The sequence below is a fragment of the Cobetia sp. 10Alg 146 genome (assembly GCF_029846385.1).
Classification (GTDB): domain Bacteria; phylum Pseudomonadota; class Gammaproteobacteria; order Pseudomonadales; family Halomonadaceae; genus Cobetia; species Cobetia marina.
This window is the reverse complement of record NZ_JARWKT010000003.1, coordinates 448,284-466,100: the sequence shown is the minus strand read 5'-3', so window position 1 is coordinate 466,100 and position 17,817 is coordinate 448,284. Positions and strand designations below refer to the sequence as shown.

12 protein-coding genes and 1 pseudogene are annotated in these 17,817 nt (G+C 63.3%); 7 read left to right on the top strand and 6 right to left on the bottom strand.

Going from position 1 to position 17,817, the window contains the following annotated elements:
• Positions 1–55: 55 nt before the first annotated feature.
• Together QD172_RS08015 and QD172_RS08010 are read right to left on the bottom strand one after the other, a co-directional pair.
• Positions 56–505 (bottom strand): NUDIX hydrolase, encoded by a 450-nt coding sequence (locus QD172_RS08015; RefSeq protein WP_136938838.1) that lies wholly within the window; start codon positions 503–505, stop codon positions 56–58.
• 275 nt (positions 506–780) lie between these two features.
• Positions 781–1,314, bottom strand: a pseudogene (locus QD172_RS08010) (pseudouridine synthase); the annotation flags it as partial.
• Positions 1,315–1,414: 100 nt separating this feature from the next.
• Here QD172_RS08010 and icd point away from each other — a divergent pair.
• From icd to clpA, 3 genes are all read left to right on the top strand, one after another.
• Positions 1,415–2,677, top strand: coding sequence for an NADP-dependent isocitrate dehydrogenase (gene icd, locus QD172_RS08005; protein WP_065392420.1), 1,263 nt, complete (start codon positions 1,415–1,417; stop codon positions 2,675–2,677).
• A gap of 316 nt (positions 2,678–2,993) precedes the next feature.
• On the top strand, positions 2,994–3,395 hold the full coding sequence (gene clpS / locus QD172_RS08000; protein WP_077375336.1) for an ATP-dependent Clp protease adapter ClpS: 402 nt from the start codon (positions 2,994–2,996) through the stop codon (positions 3,393–3,395).
• 33 nt (positions 3,396–3,428) lie between these two features.
• Positions 3,429–5,693 (top strand): ATP-dependent Clp protease ATP-binding subunit ClpA, encoded by a 2,265-nt coding sequence (clpA, locus tag QD172_RS07995; protein WP_077375333.1) that lies wholly within the window; start codon positions 3,429–3,431, stop codon positions 5,691–5,693.
• Between the two features lie 659 nt (positions 5,694–6,352).
• On the opposite strand, the gene infA is transcribed toward clpA, so the two are convergent.
• The 3 genes from infA to aat all read right to left on the bottom strand — a co-directional run bounded on the left by infA (position 6,353) and on the right by aat (position 8,569).
• Positions 6,353–6,571, bottom strand: coding sequence for a translation initiation factor IF-1 (infA, locus tag QD172_RS07990; protein ID WP_024953359.1), 219 nt, complete (start codon positions 6,569–6,571; stop codon positions 6,353–6,355).
• Positions 6,572–6,922: 351 nt separating this feature from the next.
• Positions 6,923–7,726, bottom strand: a complete 804-nt coding sequence (locus tag QD172_RS07985; RefSeq protein ID WP_279855412.1) for an arginyltransferase — start codon at positions 7,724–7,726, stop codon at positions 6,923–6,925.
• A 120-nt stretch (positions 7,727–7,846) separates the two neighbouring features.
• Positions 7,847–8,569, bottom strand: coding sequence for a leucyl/phenylalanyl-tRNA--protein transferase (gene aat, locus QD172_RS07980; RefSeq protein WP_077375328.1), 723 nt, complete (start codon positions 8,567–8,569; stop codon positions 7,847–7,849).
• A gap of 400 nt (positions 8,570–8,969) precedes the next feature.
• Here aat and QD172_RS07975 point away from each other — a divergent pair, with 400 nt between their 5' ends.
• Complete coding sequence (locus tag QD172_RS07975) at positions 8,970–12,755, top strand: DNA translocase FtsK 4TM domain-containing protein (RefSeq protein WP_279855411.1); 3,786 nt, start codon at positions 8,970–8,972, stop codon at positions 12,753–12,755.
• A gap of 268 nt (positions 12,756–13,023) precedes the next feature.
• A complete protein-coding gene (lolA, locus tag QD172_RS07970; protein ID WP_103751423.1) occupies positions 13,024–13,620 on the top strand; it encodes an outer membrane lipoprotein chaperone LolA in 597 nt (198 codons plus the stop codon).
• Between the two features lie 73 nt (positions 13,621–13,693).
• Here the strand turns inward: lolA and QD172_RS07965 are convergent, their stop codons facing one another.
• Positions 13,694–15,061 (bottom strand): replication-associated recombination protein A, encoded by a 1,368-nt coding sequence (locus tag QD172_RS07965; protein ID WP_279855449.1) that lies wholly within the window; start codon positions 15,059–15,061, stop codon positions 13,694–13,696.
• Positions 15,062–15,373: 312 nt separating this feature from the next.
• Between QD172_RS07965 and QD172_RS07960 the strand changes: the two genes are divergently transcribed.
• On the top strand, positions 15,374–15,922 hold the full coding sequence (locus QD172_RS07960) for a hemerythrin domain-containing protein (RefSeq protein WP_077375707.1): 549 nt from the start codon (positions 15,374–15,376) through the stop codon (positions 15,920–15,922).
• Between the two features lie 375 nt (positions 15,923–16,297).
• Positions 16,298–17,767, top strand: coding sequence for an NAD-dependent succinate-semialdehyde dehydrogenase (locus tag QD172_RS07955; protein ID WP_136938961.1), 1,470 nt, complete (start codon positions 16,298–16,300; stop codon positions 17,765–17,767).
• Positions 17,768–17,817: the final 50 nt, after the last annotated feature.

The following is a 17,817-nucleotide window of genomic DNA, read 5'->3' as shown; positions in this document are numbered from 1 at the left end:
CCCGCCTGCAGCCTCTGACGCACGGCAGGCGCCTGAGCGGTCACGAGGGCGCGCGTCAATCGTGGATGACGTCGAGCGGGAAGCGCTTGCCACGCAGGCTGTCGCGGATACGGCGGGTCACCAGCGGGCTGCGCAGGCGCCCCATGGCCTCCAGCTGCTCGATTTCCTCGAGAGTCAGCCAGTGGGTCCTGACGATGTCTGGGTCGAGTGGCGTGTTCAGGTGCTCCAGCGCCGCTGCCTCGAAGCCATGCGAGTGGAAATGGGTGCCATCCTCGGCGACGTGCACGTACAGGCCAAGATAGCCCGTCAGCAGGATACGCCAGGCCGTTTCCTCACGTACCTCGCGCTGCACGCCATCAATGATGCGCTCGTGGGGCTCGAGGTGGCCGGCCGGCTGGTTGAACAGCGTCGCGGGGCCGCCCTTGTCCTCTTCGACGATCAGATAGCGCCCGGCGCGTTCCACGACACAGGCAACGGTGGCATTCGGGGTCCAGCGTGCAGCCATCAGGATTTTCTTCCTTTCTTGTGGGAGGGGGGGCGTGAGGAGGAGGGACGCGAAGATCCGCCGCTGCGTTTGCCTGCGGCTGCCTTGCCCGACGCTGGCTTGCCGTCGGCATGGTGGCCGGCCTGCCTGTCGGACTGTCGAGGCTTGCGTTTGTCGGCACCCCTGGTGCGCTGCTTCGGCCCCGAGCCGTTCTTGCGCTCCCCGGAGCCGCCGCCAGCGTTCCTGCCACGAGCGGGCGGGCGCGCCTGGCGTGGCGGCACGGGCATCTCGACCTCCTCGCTGCGCCACTCGCCGGGTGCCAGGCCATCGAGCTTCCAGGGGCCGATGGCGGCTCGGACAAGGCGCAGTGTCGGCAGACCGACATGTGCGGTCATCCGGCGTACCTGTCGGTTGCGACCCTCGCTGATGATGATCTCGAGCCAGTGGGTGGGAATGCTGGCACGAAAGCGCACGGGAGGTTGCCTTTCTGGCAACGCCGGTGGGTCGATGAGCCTGACCTTGGCCGGTCGGGTCATGCCATCCTTGAGCTCCACGCCGGCTCTCAGCGCGGCGATGGCCTGCTCATCAGGGGCGCCTTCCACCTGCACCCAATAAGTCTTGGGTTGCTTCTTCTTCGGATGTGCGATCTGGTGGGAGAGCGCGCCATCACTGGTGAGCAGCAGCAATCCTTCCGAATCGTAATCGAGGCGTCCGGCGGCATAGACATCCGGCACGTCGATGAAGTCCGCGAGGGTCTGACGGCCCTGATCGCGGTCGGTGAACTGCGTCAAAACGCGGTAGGGCTTGTGTAGCAGATATATGAGAGACATGGTTTAGACTTTTGTCGCGGCTGCCGTATAAGCCTACTGTGAGAAGCGGCACGGGTGCTATACTCGCGCCTCCACTGAATCCATGACAGGGGAGTTATCAATGGGGTTCCAGAAGATTGTCGTCCCGGAAGGCGGTGCCAAGATCACCGCAAATTCCGACAATACCCTCAACGTTCCGAATAATCCGATCATCCCGTTCATCGAAGGCGATGGTATCGGTGTGGACGTGACTCCGGCCATGAAGATTGCCATCGACGCTGCTGTCGAAAAGGCCTATGGCGGTGAGCGCAAGATTCACTGGATGGAAGTCTACGCCGGTGAAAAAGCCACTCACGTCTATGACGCTGACACCTGGCTGCCGGAAGAGACTCTCGAGGCTGTCAAGGATTACGTCGTTTCCATCAAGGGTCCGCTGACCACTCCGGTGGGCGGTGGTATTCGCTCCCTGAACGTCGCGCTGCGTCAGAAGCTTGACCTGTACACCTGCCTGCGCCCGGTGCGCTGGTTCACGGGTGTGCCGAGTCCGGTCAAGAAGCCGGCCGACGTCGACATGGTCATCTTCCGCGAAAACTCCGAAGACATCTACGCAGGTGTCGAATGGAAAGCGGGAACGCCGGAAGCCGACAAGGTCATCAAGTTCCTGCGCGAAGAGATGGGTGTCACCAACATCCGCTTCCCGCAGAACTGCGGTATCGGCGTCAAGCCGGTGTCCGAAGAAGGTACCAAGCGTCTGGTCCGTCAGGCTGTCCAGTACACCATCGACAACGACCGTGAGTCGCTGACCCTGGTGCACAAGGGCAACATCATGAAGTTCACCGAAGGTGCCTTCAAGGACTGGGGCTACGAAATCGTCAAGGACGAGTTCGGCGGCGAGCTGCTGGATGGCGGCCCGTGGATGACCTTCAAGAACCCGAACAACGGCAAGGACATCGTGGTCAAGGACGTCATCGCTGACGCCATGCTCCAGCAGATCCTGCTGCGTCCGGCGGAATACGATGTCATCGCTACCCTGAACCTGAACGGTGACTACCTGTCCGACGCTCTGGCGGCGGAAGTGGGTGGTATCGGTATCGCGCCGGGTGCCAACCTGTCCGACACCGTCGCCATGTTCGAAGCGACTCACGGTACTGCACCGAAGTACGCTGGTCAGGACAAGGTCAACCCGGGCTCCGTCATCCTCTCCGCCGAGATGATGCTGCGTCACATGGGTTGGGTCGAAGCCGCGGATCTCGTGCTGAAAGGCGTCGAGAAGGCCATCGCCAAGGGCGAAGTCACCTATGACTTCCATCGCCTGATGGACGATGCCAAGCTGCTCAAGTGCTCCGAGTTCGGTCAGGCTGTCGCTGACAACATGGATGCCTGAGATCCGACACTTGTCTGACCGGGACTGACGTTCCGTTTCAGGCAGTGCAGGGTTCTCAGAAGAAGGCCCCCGGACGTGTCCGGGGGCCTTCTTGCGTCTTGAGATGTCGTTTCGTCTTCCAGGAGACGACATTCCGGCGCGCTTTGCGCCCGCTCGTGAGCACACTTGAGCGCAGGGCGCTTGCATCATGCGCGACATGCCCTCATCTTTTCCTTATCCCATCAACGTCAATGCCCGGCGATGGAAGTGGCCTTCCGTCGTGGCGCGTTGAGGCAATCAGCTTCGCCACTGCTTGTGTTCACCGGATCAGCCCCTTATGTTCAAGACAGACACATCGTGCAGCAGCTTCTCTTTCTCGCAGCTGTTGCGGATCAGGAATCAGGCTCCCTCGGCACAGGAGCCGTCGCACCAGGAGGATCAGGATGGCGATCTGGCGTTCGCTACCGCTGAGCCCGAACTGGCGCCACCGCCCATGTACAAGGTCGTTCTGCACAATGATGACTTCACGCCGATGGATTTCGTCGTGGAGGTGCTGACCACCTTCTTCAACAAGGATCAGGAGCAGGCAGTACAGATCATGCTCGCTGTCCATCATCAGGGAAAAGGAACCTGTGGCATCTTCAGCCGCGACATCGCGGAAACGAAATGCCACCAAGTGAATCAATATGCTCGAGAGTGCCAGCATCCGCTGCTGTGCGACATCGACCGGGCGGAGTGATCCGTCCAAGACGCGGCCTAGAGGGGACTTGCCATGTTGAGCAAAGAACTTGAACTGACCCTGAACACGGCCTTCACCGTGGCACGTTCCAAGCGCCACGAATTCATGACCGTGGAACACCTCCTGCTGGCACTGCTCGACAATGCCTCCGCTTCGGACGTCTTGCGCGCCTGCGGCGCCAATCTGGACAAGTTGCGAGTCGACCTTCAGGACTTCATCAACTCCACCACCCCGCTGATCCCGGAAGAGCAGGAAGACCGCGAGACGCAGCCGACGCTGGGCTTCCAGCGCGTGCTTCAGCGTGCTGTCTTCCATGTCCAATCCTCCGGCAAGAGTGAAGTGACCGGCGCCAACGTGCTGGTGGCCATCTTCTCCGAGCAGGAAAGCCAGGCGGTCTACTTCCTCAAGCAGCAGAATGTCGCGCGGGTCGATGCGGTCAACTACATCGCCCACGGCATTTCCAAGGTGGCGGGTCACACCCAGGCGCCTCAGGCGTCGGTCGAGAGCGAGGAAGGCGAGGAGAGCAGTAGCGAGAGCGGCAACAGCCCGCTGACCAACTACGCCACCAACCTCAACGACCAGGCACGTCTGGGCAAGATCGATCCGCTGATCGGCCGTGATGAAGAACTTGAGCGCGTGGTGCAGATTCTGGTGCGCCGTCGCAAGAACAACCCGCTGCTGGTCGGCGAGGCCGGTGTCGGCAAGACCGCCATCGCGGAAGGTCTCGCCAAGCGAATCGTCGAGGAAGACGTCCCGGAAGTCATCAAGGAAGCTGTCGTCTACTCGCTGGATCTCGGCGCGCTGCTGGCGGGTACCAAGTACCGCGGTGATTTCGAGAAGCGCCTCAAGGCTCTGCTGGCGGAGCTGCGCAAGGAACCGAACTCGATCCTGTTCATCGACGAGATCCACACCGTCATCGGGGCGGGGGCGGCGTCCGGTGGCGTGATGGATGCCTCCAATCTGCTCAAGCCGCTGCTGTCTTCCGGTGAGCTGCGCTGCATCGGTTCCACCACCTTCCAGGAATTCCGCGGCATCTTCGAGAAGGACCGTGCGCTGGCACGTCGCTTCCAGAAGGTCGATGTCATGGAGCCGTCGGTGGACGACACCATTCGCATCCTCAAGGGGCTGCGAGGTCGCTTCGAGGAACACCATGCCCTCAAGTACACCGATGCGGCGCTCGAGACGGCAGTGCGACTGGCGGATCGCTACATCAACGATCGTCAGCTGCCCGACAAGGCCATCGATGTGATCGATGAAGCCGGTGCCCACCAGCGCCTGCTGCCGGAGAGCATCCGTGTCGATACCATCGATACCGAGCAGGTCGAGGCGATCGTCGCCTCCATCGCGCGCATTCCGCCGAAGACGGTCTCCAGCTCCGACAAGAAGCTGCTGTCCAATCTCGAGCGCGATCTCAAGATGCTGGTGTTCGGGCAGGACGACGCCATCACCGGGCTGTCCGCGGCGATCAAGCTGTCGCGTGCAGGCCTCAAGGCGCCGGACAAGCCGGTCGGCAGCTTCCTGTTCGCTGGCCCGACAGGTGTCGGCAAGACCGAGGTCGCGCGTCAGCTGGCAGCGTTGATGGGGATCGAGCTGGTGCGCTTCGACATGTCCGAGTACATGGAGCGTCACACCGTCTCGCGCCTCATCGGGGCACCGCCGGGCTACGTCGGTTATGACCAGGGCGGTCTGTTGACCGAAGCCATCACCAAGCAGCCGCACTGCGTGCTGTTGCTGGATGAGATCGAGAAGGCACACCCGGAAGTCTTCAACCTGCTGCTGCAGGTGATGGACCACGGCCGCCTGACCGACAACAACGGTCGCGAAGCGGACTTCCGCAACGTCATCCTGGTGATGACCTCCAATGCGGGTGCCGAGCAGGTGGCGCGTCGCTCCATCGGCTTCAAGCACCAGGACCATTCCACCGACGCCATGGAAGTCATCCGCAAGACATTCTCGCCGGAATTCCGCAACCGTCTGGATGGCATCATCCAGTTCGGCGCGCTGGATCTCGCCGTGGTGCGCAATGTGGTCGACAAGTTCCTGGTCGAACTGCAGGCGCAGCTGGATGAGAAACGCGTGCAGCTGGACGTGGCGGATGAAGCGCGAGACCTGCTGGCGACTCTGGGCTATGACCCGGCAATGGGGGCTCGTCCGATGGCGCGCGTCATTCAGGAGAAGCTCAAGAAGCCGTTGGCCGAGATGATCCTGTTCGGTGATCTGTCGGAGTCCGGTGGTATCGTGCATGTCACGGTCGATAACGGCGAACTGCACCTGGAGACCGAAGCTGAAATGGCCTGAGGGTCGCCCCGTCTCGTGATGTATTGATGCCCCGCAGCATCATCACAATGAACGGTCAGTGCTCAGGCACTGGCCGTTTTCTTTTGCCCGCAAGAGCGCATTTGCGCAGTGATTCCGCTCCGCCGAGGGTCAAATGCCGACAGCAGGGTCCATGGCGGAAAGGACGGCCGATGGTGCAGTCGAGAGAAGCAAGAGGGCAGGGAAGAAGAGGGAGTGGGGACGGATTACGCAGAAGGGGAAAGGTGAAAGGCGCCCACGCCAAGGCCTCTGCCGCAAGGGCAGCGTGTCATGGCAGGGGCGGGGGCATGGATGAGCCGCTTGTCCTCATGGGATGGGAGCGAAGGCCAGACGGGCGTTCGGGCTCAGGACGCATCCACGGGGCAAAGCGGCATCATCGGAATACTCTGGCGCGCACCATCGAGACGCGCCTTCAATGTCACGAGGAGTCGTGTCACGAAGGGCTGGTGGTGCGCTGTTCCGGGTCCGAGCGGGGGGATCAGGCAGGAAAGGCTTCCATGTCTGAAATGCCAGGACGGCCGGTTCAGCCAGCCGGTGTCACAGGGAGCATTGGCAAGTGGGGTGAGGGCAGATCTTGATTTGCCATGCCCCCGCAGCCTGATGCTCGATGTCGAGTGACCGGCAAGGCAGTCAGACCGTGCTCAGCGCGAACGGTAGACGATACGGCCCTTGGACAGGTCGTAGGGAGTCAGCTCAACCTTGACCTTGTCACCGGTCAGGATGCGGATGTAGTTCTTGCGCATCTTGCCGGAGATGTGTGCGGTCACGATGTGGCCGTTTTCCAGTTCTACACGGAAAGTGGTGTTCGGAAGGGTGTCGACGATGACGCCTTCCATTTCAATATGATCTTCACGCGCCATATAGGCTGATCCTCATCTGATACAGGGAGTAATGCGGTGGGTTCCGAGCCATCCGCGCACAGAAAAGTGCCGGATTCGGGACTTCGATAGGCGATATTGTGCCGCAAGGGCGGCAGCAAGGCAAAGTCGAAGCGAGATTGTACGCTCCTTGAGCGCTCGTGGGCAGGCCGCAGGAGCGATAAAATCGTATCCAGTGCCACCGACAGGTTCCGCTGGTGGCAGGGGCTGCCCCTGTCCACTCTCGAGCTCCCCTTTCGAATCCCCTCTCGAGAACCCGCTGCACCGACGTTGGGCAGCGGCACTGCCATGAGGTTCCCCATCCTTTCAGTGGCGGGAAGGCGAAGGCGGGCCCTAGGCGTCGCGCTGCAGGCTGTCACCAGTCTTGATGAGGCTCAGGGGAAGGTGAGTATCATGGAAGCTGAAGGGGATCCGGCGACGCCAATGGCTGCCATCCAGGTATTCCAGCGGTTGGAAATGCTGCTTGTAGTTCATCTTGCGGCAATCCCGTATCCAGTAGCCCAGATAAAGATGCGCCAGAGCCTCCCGGCGCGCCTGCTCTATCTGCCACAGTACGGCGTAGGTGCCGAGGGAGCGCGACTGGAAGGCTTCATCGGGGTCGTAGAAGGTGTAGATGGCGGACAGCCCATGGCTCATGCGATCCATGGCCGCGACCGCCACCAGCCTGCCATCGAGCCGGAAGCTGATCAGGCGTGCATATTCATCGCGTGACGTCAGAAAGGTACGGTATTGCTCGTGGCTTGGCGGGAACATGTCGCCATCGGCGTGACGGCTACGGATATAGTGCGCATACAGACGATAGTGTTCGGGGTCGAACAGTGCCGGGCCTTCCTCGATGGTGAGGTCGGCATTGCGCTTGAACAATTTCTTCTGGGTACGGTTGGGCGTGAAGTCGGCGATGGGGACTCGTACCGAGATGCAGGCGCGGCAATCGCCGCAGTGCGGTCGATAGAGGTGTGAGCCGCTGCGACGAAAGCCGAGCAGAGCCAGAGCATCATAGACGCCGGAGTTGGGCGCTTCCTGTGGGTCGAGGAACAGCGTGGTCGCCTGGCGTCCCTCCAGGTAGCTGCAGGCATGGGGCACGGTCAGGAAGAAGCGCAGATCGCGTTGCGGTTGTTTGGGGGTATTGCTGCTCACCTTCGCTTCATCTCCCTCACTGCATCAGTGTGGACGCCGGCAGCCCATCGTCGGTGATGACCTGCGCCAGGATGGCGGTATCGTTCCAAGGACCTGATGATCTTCACCTTGCGATATGGCTCACAGGTCTTGATTGCCGTGTTTCAAGGGCTCGGTTGTCAGTGACCACTTGCCCTCATGCCCTTCGCCAGTGGCATACTGGTCAAGATAGCTGATGAATTCGCTGCGAGCGATGCTGCAAGCCCCAAGGCTCTCCAGGTGCGGGGTGTGCATCTGGCAATCGATCAGCGGAAAGCCGCGTGCTTCAAGTTCACGGCACAACACGACCAGTGCCATCTTCGAGGCATCCGTGGTGCGAGAGAACATGGACTCACCGAAGAAGACCCGGCCACAGGCCACGCCATACAGGCCGCCTACCAGGCTGTCACCCTGCCAGACCTCGACGCTGTGAGCGTGACCCATGGCATGCAGAGCGATGTAGGCCTGCTGCATTTCTGGCAATATCCATGTGCCGGCCTGCCCCTCACGGGAAATGCTGGCACAGGCATCGATGACGCCGGTAAAGTCGCGGTCGATGCTGAAGTGGAACCCGCCATTGCGCAGGCGTTTGGCCAGACTGCGACGTACGCGCACCTCCTCGGGTCTCAGCACCATGCGCGGGTCTGGCGACCACCACAGTATCGGGTCACCCGGGCTGAACCAGGGAAAGATCCCGCGAGGGTAGGCCGCCAGCAACCACTCGGGGCTGAGGTCGCCGCCCGCGCACAGCAGGCCATCGGGGTCGCTCAGCGCTTCGCTGGCATGCGGGAAGCGTACGGGGGCAGGAGGAAGCCAGGGCAGCATGGGCAGTCTCTTGTTGGATCGTGAACAGCTCAGTGCAATGCGCTCGTGACACCTGGATGTCATGGGCAGACGTGAATCGGCAATTGTGACGTCACTGCCATCGGATGGTTATGATAACCGGCTGAAGGTACATGGAAAATCGCCCACAAGGTGCAAGGGGGATGGCGACTTGACTGCCAAGAGTGCCAGAAAGACAAGTCGGGATCAGGCGAAGCCGGAGACCCGCAGCCGCCGCGCGGCAGCAACACCGAGAAAGCGTGCCCGCCAGAAGGCGGATGCGCCAGGCTTCTTCGCTCGTCTGCGGGGCGCTTCAGCGGCCAGTAAGCCCGCGCCCCGCAAGACGCCCAGAGTCTCGGGCAAGCCCGCGAAGAAGGACACGAGCAGGAATGAACCGCGCGAGATGAGCGCGGCGGCCCTGCGCCGTGAAGAGCGCCAGGCTGAACGCGAGGAGCGCAAGGCCATCCGTGCCGAACGACGCGCGGAAGCCCAGGCTCGCCCGCCTTCACGACTGACGACCACCTTGCAGGGTGTCAGCCGTGAAGGCGTGGTCATCCTCATGCTCAGCCTGTGCGTCTTCATGCTGCTGGCGTTGTTCAGCTACGCGCCGACGGACCCCGGCTGGTCCTACAGCGGACCTGAGTCGACGACGAGCAACTGGATGGGCAGCATCGGTGCCTGGTTGTCCGACGTCCTGTATTCCCTGTTCGGTGGCAGCGCCCTGTGGTGGCCTGCCATGCTCGGTTTCGGTGCCTGGCGTCTGATGCGTCAACCCAGCACCGAGCTGGTGTGGGATCCGACCACCATCGCGGTGCGTGCCGGCGGGCTCTTCCTGTTGATCATGGCGACTTGCGTGATCGGCGATATCCAGTTCTACAGCCCTGACAGCCAGCTGACCAACGGTGCCGGCGGTATCCTCGGCAAGGGCATCGCAGGAGCGCTCACGCCCTTGATCGGCATGGGCGGCACCGTGCTGGCGTCGCTTGCCAGCTTCCTGTGTGGTTTCACGCTGTTTACCGGCATGTCGTGGCTGACGGTCATGGACGAGCTGGGCAATGGCTGCATGCGCCTTGGCGTCTGGCTGAAGGAGCGACTCAACAGTCGTCGTGATGATGAATACGATGACGAGGCGACCTATGCCGAGGAAGCGCTGACTCACGACGAGAACGATGCCGACAATGAGCCGGAGCGTGATGACGAGCGACTGAGCTGGTGGCAGCGTCTGTTGCCGCGCCGTCGAGACGAGCGTGTCGAGTGGGAAGAAGACAGCGACGAGATACTGCTTGGCGCAGCGCAGGCTGACGACACTCTGGCGGCTGAGCCACGTGGCAAGCGTCGGGTGGAACCCTCGCTTGGCGGTGACGACGATTTCGCCAATGATCGCAGCACGGATATCCCCTGGCAGACAGCCGAGACCACGCCTTCCGCCAAGGTGCCGGGGGCTGCCTACACCGAACGCATGACGGTGCAGAGTGCCACGGTCAACATCGAGGGCGTCGAGCTTGCCAGCGCCGTGCAGGCAGCCGTGGCGTCCCAGGCTGCCGCGGCCCCCAGAACGGCAGCCTCGCTCGAGAGCGCCGCAGACTCACGCGCCGATGTGACCCGCTCGCGCCTGCCGGATGCCTCTGCCATCGAAGCCGAGCGTCAGCGTCACGCCTCGGCGTCCCGTGACGCCGAGGCGTTGACGTCCGGCAGCACGCCGCCAGTCGACAGCTCGGTGAGCGAAACCGCACCGGTGACAGATTCCCGGCCAGCGAAGGAGTGGGACGCTGCGTCTGCCTTCGCACCTGCAGCGCGTCAGGACACTCGCCAGGCAGAGTCGACCTCCCGCGAAGCTGACAAGGCGCCGCAGAGCCAGGCAGACCGTGAGACTGAGGCGGCCCGCGAAGCAGAAGCGGCACGTGAGGCCGAGGCAGCGCGTGAAGCGGAAGCGGCACGTGAGGCTGAAGCAGCCCGTGAAGCCAAGGCAGTCCGTGAAGCAGAAGCGGCACGTCAGGCCCAGCACGAGGCCGAGACCTCCCGTCAGGCCGCCGCGCAGGAAGCCGAACGCGCTCACAAGGCAGCCAATCCGGCGCTTCAGCCGCCTGAGCCGCGTGATGAAGAGGATGCACCGCTACCGAGAGAGTCCTCCCTGGCAGGCGCTGCGGTCGGTGCCGGCGTGATGGCTGCCGGTGTGGCAGCAGCGGCCTCGCGCAAGGCCGTCGTCTCCTGGGATGATGCCTTCGAGGCTCCCACCGGCAAATCCACCGATGCCATACCCACCGCATCGGGTTCGGCAACTGCTGGTGCGAGCGGTGCTGGTGGCGTCTCGACGTCAACTTCGGCTCCGACACCCACACCGGCAGAACCGACGGAGCCGGCGCCACGTGCGCCAGAGCCTGAGCAGGCTTCACGAGAGCCAGCTTCTCGAGAGCTGGCCGCTCGTGAGTCGGCCGCCCCGTTGCAGCCGGCAGAGCCGCAGGTGCCGGAAGACGAGATCGAGCCGCAGCAGGCCCCCGCCAACGCGACGCCTGAGCGTCCGAGCTGGGCCTATGACGGCGATGAGTCCGGCATGGTGCCGGGTGCCGGGCGACTGGCGACGGCGGAAGATGCGCAGGAAGCGGTACGGGATCCCTCCGGGCCGACACTCTGGACCGTGGAGCACCTGCAGAGTCAGCGTCACGAGGGCTCGGATCACGAAGAGGCGCCGGAGGGCGATCTGCCACAGCTCAGCCTGCTGACGCCACCGGATGAGCAGAAGCCCAACTACAGCGAAGAAGAACTCGACCAGATGGCCGAGCTGCTGGTGGTGCGTCTGCGCGAGTACGGAGTGAAGGCCGAGGTGGCGGATGTGTGGCCGGGGCCGGTCATCACGCGCTTCGAGATCCAGCCGGCGCCGGGGGTCAAGGCCTCCAAGATCTCCAACCTGTCGACCGACCTAGCGCGTTCACTGCTGGTCAAGAGCGTGCGGGTGGTCGAGGTGATTCCGGGGCGTCCCACGGTCGGCATCGAGATCCCCAACCCCAACCGCGCCATGATCCGTCTGCGCGAAGTCTTCGACTCGGATGCCTATCAGCTGGCGGATTCGCCGGTCACGCTGGCGCTGGGTCAGGACATCGGGGGCGCACCGGTGGTGGCCAATCTGGGCAAGATGCCTCACCTGCTGGTGGCCGGTACCACCGGTTCGGGCAAGTCGGTCGGCATCAACTCGATGCTGATCTCGATGCTGCTCAAGGCCACGCCAGATGAAGTGCGCATGATCATGGTCGACCCCAAGATGCTGGAGCTGTCGGTCTATGACGGCATCCCGCACCTGCTGGCACCGGTGGTGACGGACATGAAGGAGGCCGCCAATGCCCTGCGCTGGTGTGTCGCCGAGATGGAGCGTCGCTACAAGCTGATGGCCGCCATGGGGGTGCGTAACCTGGCCGGCTTCAATGCCAAGATCGATGAAGCCGAGGCGCATGGCGCCCAGATCGCTGACCCGCTGTGGGAGCCACAGCCCTGGGAGATGCACCAGCATCCGCCGGTGCTCGCCAAGCTGCCCTACATCGTGGTGGTGATCGACGAGTTCGCCGACATGTTCATGATCGTCGGCAAGAAGGTCGAGGAGCTGATCGCACGTCTGGCCCAGAAGGCGCGTGCCGCGGGGATTCACCTGATTCTGGCCACTCAGCGCCCGTCAGTGGACGTGGTGACCGGCCTGATCAAGGCCAACATCCCGACGCGCATGGCCTTCCAGGTCTCTTCCAAGATCGACTCGCGCACCATTCTCGACCAGGGCGGTGCGGAAGATCTGCTGGGCCATGGTGACATGCTCTATCTGCCGGCCGGTGCCGGCATGCCGACGCGTGTCCACGGCGCCTTCGTCGATGATGACGAGGTGCACCGCGTGGTGGATGACTGGAAGCGTCGCGGCACGCCGGAGTATATCGAGGAGATCCTCACCGGCGGCGTGCAGGCGGATGCGCTGGCCGGGCTTGAGGCCGAAGGCGAGGACGGCGATGCCGAGCAGGATGCGCTCTACGATGAAGCGGTCGCCTATGTGGTCGAGTCGCGTCGTGCTTCCATCTCCGCCGTGCAGCGGCGCTTCAAGATCGGCTACAACCGTGCCGCGCGGCTGGTCGAGGCCATGGAAATGGCCGGTGTCGTCTCCGCGATGGGCACCAACGGCTCGCGGGAAGTGCTCGCCCCCAACCATAGCGGCTAGTGCAGCCAAGCGTTTGAGTTGAAACATGAAAGACACGAAGGGGAGCTTTTGGCTCCCCTTCGTGTCAAAGACGTCAGATCACCTGTCAGACTCGCGGCGAGACTGGCAGGCCACAACCCGAATCGCTGACATGAGGTGGATATCGCGCGTCGAGGCCTCAGGCCGCAGCCATGTCCGTCTCATTGCAAGGAGTGTCATGAATACACCGTCACGTTCTTTCGTTTCCTCATTGACCACCCGTCTGGCCAAGGGGCTGGGCGCCGCCTTGATGCTGGGCATGGCCAGCCTGCCGGCCCACGCCGATGACGCCGCCGGAGAGCGTCTTTCTCGCCTGCTGGAGCCCCTCAAGACCTATACCGCCGACTTCGATCAGCAGATTCTCGATGCCTCGGGCCAGCGTCTGCAGGAAGCCCACGGCAAGATGTGGCTGTCACGCCCGGGCAAGTTCCGCTGGAGCGTCGACGCGCCATACCGCCAGGAGGTGGTCTCCGACGGCAAGGAAGTCTATCTGCATGACCCGGATCTGGAGCAGGTCACCGTGCAGCCGCTGGATGAGCGCGTGACGCACACGCCGGCACTGCTGCTGTCCGGGCGTTCCAGCGAATTGACCGCCAACTACGATGTCGAGCGCCAGCAGCAGGGGGCCCGCGAGACCTTCACGCTGACGCCCAAGCAGGCCGACACCCTGTTTGAAAGCCTCAAGCTGACCTTCGACGGCGAGCAGCTCGACATGCTGCAGATGGCCGATTCCACCGGCCAGCGCACGGCCATCGATTTCCATGATGTCCAGTACAACCCGAGTCTGGAGGCCAGTCGCTTCGTGTTCCAGATTCCTGAAGGTGCGGATGTCATTCGCGAGCAGTGATCCGCGAGCAGTGACATGATGATCAGACGACAACGCCCGGGCCAGATGGCCCGGGCGTTGTCGTTTCTGGCGCTCACGACTGGGCGTCAGGCGTGTTCCGGTCGGCGTGGTCATCCAGCTCGCGGCGCCAGCGCTCTATCTCGGCAAAGCGCTTCTCGCCGCCATACTGGGTCGGGCGGTAGAACTGCTGTACCGGCAGTTCCTCGGGCCAGGCGTTGTGCGCCGTGCCGGCGGGATAGCCGTTGGGCTCGTTGTGGGCATAGCGATAGCCTTCGCCCATGCCCAGCTCCTTCATCAGGGTCGTCGGCGCATTGCGCAGATAGACCGGCACCCCGAAATGCGGCTGCTGGCGCACGAAGGCTCTGGCCTCCTTCCACGCCGTGTCGATGGCGTTGCTCTTGGGGGCGATGGCCAGGTGGATCGCCGCATGCGCGATGGCACGCTGGCCCTCGTAGTCGCCCAGGCGCAGATAGGCGTCCCAGGCCGCGATGGTCAGCGGCAGGGCGCGCGGGTCGGCGTTGCCCACATCCTCGGAGGCAATCGCCGCCAGCCGACGCACCACATCCAGCGGGTCCCCGCCGCCATCCATGAACCGTGCCATGTACAGAAGCGCCGCGTCGGGGCGCGAGGAGCGTACCGACTTGTGGATCGCCGACAGCAGGTCGTAATAGTCATCGCCCTGCTTGTCGAAGCTTGAGGCCTGATGGCCCAGCACGGCCTCCAGCGAGCTGTCCTCGAGTATCTCGCGCGTTCCCCCCTGGGCATCTGGCTCACGGCGCACGAAGTCGCAGGCGGTTTCCAGAAGGCCCAGGGCACGACGCGCATCTCCCGAGGCTGCTCGCGCAATCCGGGTCAGCGTCTCGCGGCTGGCGTCGATCTGACGCGTACCGAGGCCATTGACCTCATCGCGCAAGGCACGGGTCAGCACCTCGATCAGATCCTCCTCGTCCAGTGCCTTGAGCACATAGACCCGCGCCCGCGACAGCAGTGCCGAGTTGACCTCGAAGGACGGGTTCTCGGTGGTCGCGCCGATCAGCGTCAGCAGACCCGACTCCACATGCGGCAGCAGGGCGTCCTGCTGACTCTTGTTGAGGCGGTGGATCTCATCGAGAAACATCACCGTCTGGCGCTCGCTGGCCTGATGGTGGCGCGCTCGCTCCACCACCTCGCGGATGTCCTTCACGCCCGCCATCACCGCCGACAGCTGTTCAAGGTGTGCATCACAGCCGTGGGCCAGTATCTCGGCCAGCGTCGTCTTGCCGACGCCCGGCGGCCCCCACAGGATCATCGAGCGCACCACGCCGGATTCCACCATCTGGCGCAGCGGCATGTCAGGCCCGACCAGCGCCGCCTGGCCGATGTACTCTTCCAGCGAGCGCGGTCGCATGCGGTAGGCCAATGGCGCATGGGAATTCGAGGCGGTATCGGCAAAGAGATCCATCGGCGAGTCAGGCTCCGGCAGGCGTGGGCGGGGAATGCGCTCATCATGGCCGATCACGCAAGCCTGTACAAATCAGCAGGGCTGGCGCGGCCTGCCAACGGCATCAGGCCATCCGTGACTTCTTCACGGACTGTCATGTTTTCCTGACAGCATGCCTCGCGCATTCAGGCAATCCCGCCCAACGTCTAACGGGCGCTCATGGGATGTGTCCTACACTTCAGGATGACGACATTGCTACATTCGGTAGCAATGCCCGAGGCGGCAGCGCTGTCTGCCAGCATCGGCCACCTGTTCCGTCAGGAGGAGGAAGTCATGCCCAATGTGACTCAGCTGCGCCAGGACCACGCCAACATGGCGCGTCTATTGCACGTGCTCTCGCATCGCCACAGGACACTGGTCAGTGGCGAACGCCCGGACTTTCGCATGATGCGGGAAGTGGTGGATTACATTCTCGATTACATGCAGGGCTTCATCATTCCGCTGGAGCGTCAATGCACGCAGATGTTGTGCGAGCGCTCCGAGGATGCCTCACCCCTGTGTCAGCGGCTCATCCAGCAGTATCACACTCTGCACGGCCGTCTCTCCAAGCTGTCCGACAATCTCGACAGCATCCTGATGGATCAGATCATACCGATGGATCAGTTCATCCATGATCTGCGCGACTATGTCGAAGCGCATCGTGACTACCTGCGTGCCGAGCGTACCGAGCTGTTTCCGCTGATGCGGGACAATCTCAGTGATGAGGAATGGCAGCAGCTGACCGACGCCATCCCGCATGCCCGTGCAGAGCTTGAGCGTCTGCAGGAAGCCTATCCGGAACTCTACGCCGAGCTGACCGAAAGTGAGGTCGTGACCGCCTGATCCCCTGCACATGAAGGCCCTGTCGTCTCGTGAAGGTGAGGTCGCGCTCCAGAGCACTGCGCCGGAGCGCGCCCCCGTCTGACAGAAAAAAACCGTCATTTCGCCCGCCACAACAGAAAGAACGCCAAGCCTCTGGCGGGCATTCCCGAAAGTCTCCTCCCGTCACATCCCCCACACTGAAGTCACTGAAACGCGTCCTTCGCAGGCCTCGGGCTGCGCGAAGGACACTGCCCATGCAGTGCTCAGTGATGTGCATCCTTGCCGATATCCACAAGGGGCAGATCGTCTGAGTGTCCAGATGACGGCCCTTCGGCCGGGGAGAGCGCCATGAGTGTCCAGACCCTTACCCGTCAGTGGGCCAGCGCCAGCGATGGCATGGCACTGGAAGACCCGCGACTGTTTCGTCAGCTTGCCTACGTGAACGGCTGCTGGGTGCATGGTGAGGCAGGCCGTGAGGAAGCGGTCTTCGACCCCGCCACCGGCGAGCGCCTCGGTCAGGTGCCGTGGCTCGAGTCCACGCAGATCGATGCTGCCATTGCCGCGGCCGATGAGGCCCAGCGGGAATGGCGCAAGCTGCGGGCGGACCAGCGCGGCGAGCTGCTGGATGCCTGGTATGACCTCATCCGCGCCCACAAGCAGGATCTCGCCATGCTGATGACCCGTGAGCAGGGCAAGTCGCTGGACGATGCCCGTGGCGAGGTGGAATACGGCGCAAGCTTCGTTCACTGGTTCGCCGAGGAGGGCAGCCGTGCCTTCGGCGAGACCATCCCCAGTCATATCCCGAATGCCGCGTTGGGCACCGTGCGTGAACCCATCGGCGTGGCCGCGCTGATCACGCCGTGGAACTTCCCGCTGGCGATGATCACCCGCAAGGCCGCGGCTGCATTGGCCGCTGGCTGCACCGTGCTGGTCAAGCCCGCCGGCGAGACCCCGTTCTCGGCGCTGGCGCTGGCCGAGCTTGCCGAGCGCGCCGGGATTCCCGCCGGTGTCTTCAGTGTCATCACCGGCGAGGCCGCGGAAGTCTCGAAGCAGCTGTGTGATGACCCGCGTGTCGCCGGGCTCTCGTTCACCGGTTCCACCCGGGTGGGGCGTCTGCTGCTTTCCCAGTGCGCCGACAGCGTCAAGCGCGTCTCGCTGGAGCTGGGCGGCAATGCGCCCTTCATCGTCGGGCCGGACATGGACCCCGAGGAGGCGGCGCGTGCCGCCGTCGATGCCAAGTTCCAGACCTCCGGCCAGGACTGTCTCGCCGCCAATCGCATCCTGGTGCACGACAGCCTGTATGAGGATTTCCTGAGCCACTTCGTGCGTCTCATGAAGCAGCTCAAGGTCGGCAATGGACTGGTCTCGGGTATCGACATGGGGCCGCTGATCCACCGTGACGCCGTGGCCAAGGCGCAGACCATCGTCGATGACGCCGTCGAGCAGGGCGCGCGGCTGATCCACGGCGATCAGAGCATGGCCCCCGGCCCCAACTTCTTCATGCCGGTGCTGCTGGCGGATGTCACGCCGAACATGCGCGCCTGGCGCGAGGAGACCTTCTCGCCGGTGGCCGGCGTGACGGCCTGGCACGATGAGGAAGAGGTGATCGCGATGGCCAACGACACCGAATACGGCCTGGCTGCCTACGTCTACACCCACGACATTCGCCGCGTCTGGCAGCTGATGCGCGGCCTGCGCTTCGGCATGGTCTCGGTCAACTCGGTGAAGATGACCGGTGCGCCGATTCCCTTCGGCGGCGTCAAGCAATCCGGTCTCGGGCGCGAAGGGGGTCGCCAGGGGCTGGAGGAATATCTGGATATCAAGTACTACTGCCTGGGTGGGATGGAAAGCGCCTCCGGGAGTTGAGACGGACATCATTCATTGTCACGGGCGGTCAGGGCTACGGCGCGATCGCC